This is a genomic window from Paracoccus sp. IB05 (assembly GCF_016405985.1).
In the GTDB taxonomy this organism is placed as follows: domain Bacteria; phylum Pseudomonadota; class Alphaproteobacteria; order Rhodobacterales; family Rhodobacteraceae; genus Pseudogemmobacter.
Map to the genome: position 1 here is coordinate 1 of NZ_JAEFCF010000087.1, position 2,448 is coordinate 2,448.

Genomic DNA, 2,448 nt, shown 5'->3' on the forward strand with positions numbered 1-2,448 from the left:
ACGGGCCCCCTGATCGGCGTCCAAAAGTGACCCCTTTGGCGCGCGGGTGAGCAGGCCCGTGGCGGCGTAGCTTTCCAGCTGGCGCAGCCGACGCGGGCCTGCGTTTCGGAGGGTGTTCAGGCTCGGGTTTTGATGCGCCAGCTGTCGTTGCCGGTCTCGACGATGTCGCAGTGGTGGGTGAGGCGATCGAGCAGCGCGGTGGTCATCTTCGCGTCCCCGAAGACGGTCGGCCACTCGCCGAATGCCAGGTTGGTGGTGACGATGACGGAAGTCTGCTCATAGAGCTTGCTGATCAGATGGAACAGCAACTGGCCTCCGGACTGCGCGAATGGGAGGTATCCGAGTTCATCAAGGATGACCAAGTCGAGCCGCATCAGATGTTCTGCAAGCCGGCCTGCCCGTCCGGCACGGGCCTCGGCCTCCAGCCTGTTCACCAGATCGACGACATTGAAGAACCTGCCCCGGGCACCATTGCGGATGACCGCGCGCGCTATGGCCACAGAGATATGGGTCTTGCCGGTCCCCGTGCCGCCAACCAGCACGACATTGCGCTGTTGGCTGAGGAACTCCCCGCTGGCCAGATCTCGCACCAGGGTCTCGTTGATTGGGGTGTCATCGAAGGTGAACTCCTCGATCTCCCGGGCATAGGGCAGCTTGGCGGTAGTGATCTGGTATTTGACCGACCGCGCTTTCTTCTCGTTGATCTCGGCGGCCAGAAGATCTCCAACGATCTGGCGGGGTTCGTGCTGGCGGCGCACAGCCACCGCCATGAGTTCGTCATAAGCGGCGCGCATCCCGTAGAGCTTCAACTCGCCCATTGCAGCCATGATGTCAGCACGATCCATCAGCAGGCCCTCCGCAGCAGATCATAACGGGCGCAGTCCGCCACAGGCTCATGGGTCAACTGCAAGGCCGGAGAGGTCAGCAGAAGCGGTGGTGGTTCCGGATCTCGCCTGCGGGATAGAATATTGAGGATTACATCGGCAGAATGGACGCCTTGCGAGAGAGCTTCGGCACATGCCTTTTGAACCACAGGCATCCCTTCCGTCAGCACAGCGCCGAGGACCTTCACCATCTGGCGGTCGCCATCTGAGGAGCCCTGCAGCTTGCGGCGGATCTGTTCAAGAGCTCCGGGAAGAACCCAGTCCTTGAACGGTGCGCCGTTACGCAGCGCCCCGGGTTTGCGAAGCAGAACAGGCACATAATGCCAAGGATTGTAAACCGTTCGGTCCCGGCCGAAGTGACGCGGGTGGTCTCCGACCAGTCGGCCCTCCTGCCGAATCTCGATCCGCTCAGCATAGGCCCTGATCTCGACCTGCCGCCCGACAGCCGTTGCCGCGACGGAGTATTTGTTGTTGTCGAAGCGCACGAGACAGGTCTTTGACACCGCCGCAGGCAGTGAATGGAATCCGTCGAAGCGCCCGGCATAGGGAACAAGGTGTGGGCGCTCTTCCTGGAAGACCTGCCAGACGGTTTTGTCCGTCAGCTCCGGATGCTTGCTGGTTCTGGCCGAGGCGATGCATTTGTCCAGCAGCCAGGCATTCAGTTCCTCGTAGCTCTTGACCCTGACGCGGGGCGCGAAGAACCGCTGACGGACAGTGCCGACCTGGCTCTCCACCTGGCCTTTCTCCCAACCCGCAGCAGGGGTGCAGGCAACGGGTTCGACCAGATAATGGCTGGCCATCTGCAGGAACCGACGATTGTAGAGGCGTTCCTTGCCGGTGAAGATGGTCTCCACCGCCGTCTTCATGTTGTCGTAGATCCCGCGGGTGCAGGTGCCCTTGAAGAAGGCGAAAGCCCTGTCGTGGGCATCGAACACCATCTCCTGCGTCTCGCGCGGATAGGCCCGCACAAAGAACATCCGGCTGTGGCACAGGCGAACATGGGCCACTTTGATGGTGGTGGTCGCCCCATCGATCACCACAACCTCGTGGCTCCAGTCGAACTGATAGGCTTCACCGGGCGCAAAGCTCAGGGGCACGAAGGCGGCAGAAGCGCCTGAACTCTGAGTGCGTGCCCAGTTCGAGGCGTAGCGGCGCACCGCGTCATACCCACCTTCATAACCGAGACCGCTCAGTTCTTCGTAGATCTGTATCAGAGACTGACGTTCCCGGCTGGACCGCGCGGCGTTGACCTCCAGCAGCCGGTTGAGTTCCCCCAGCCAGGCACCCAGCTTCGGGCGCGGCTGCACCGTCCGGGTATAGGTGAACTCGGTAATCCCGGTGCGGATCACCTTCCGCACCACCTTCTTCGACAGCTTCAGGTCACGGCAGATCGTCTTGATCCCCTTGCCCTCGGTGAAATGTAGCCGCCTGATTTTTGCTATTGTCTCCACGATCAGCATCCCGTGCTCGGCCTCCGATAATCATCGAAGGCACAATGGACCCAACCCCCGGTCGGTGGGGTCCCTTTTGGACGCCGATCACCCCAGAAGCGGGGTCCTTATTG

2 protein-coding genes are annotated in these 2,448 nt (G+C 61.6%); both read right to left on the minus strand.

The genetic code is table 11. The annotated features are described in order from the left end of the window. Nucleotides 1-116: 116 nt before the first annotated feature. Nucleotides 117-845 (minus strand): IS21-like element helper ATPase IstB, encoded by a 729-nt coding sequence (gene istB / locus JC607_RS25130; RefSeq protein ID WP_198839438.1) that lies wholly within the window; start codon nucleotides 843-845, stop codon nucleotides 117-119. Then, complete coding sequence (gene istA, locus JC607_RS25135; RefSeq protein WP_090271472.1) at nucleotides 845-2,344, minus strand: IS21 family transposase; 1,500 nt, start codon at nucleotides 2,342-2,344, stop codon at nucleotides 845-847. Before istA ends, istB begins: the two co-directional genes overlap by 1 nt. Between the last annotated feature and the right edge of the window lie 104 nt (nucleotides 2,345-2,448).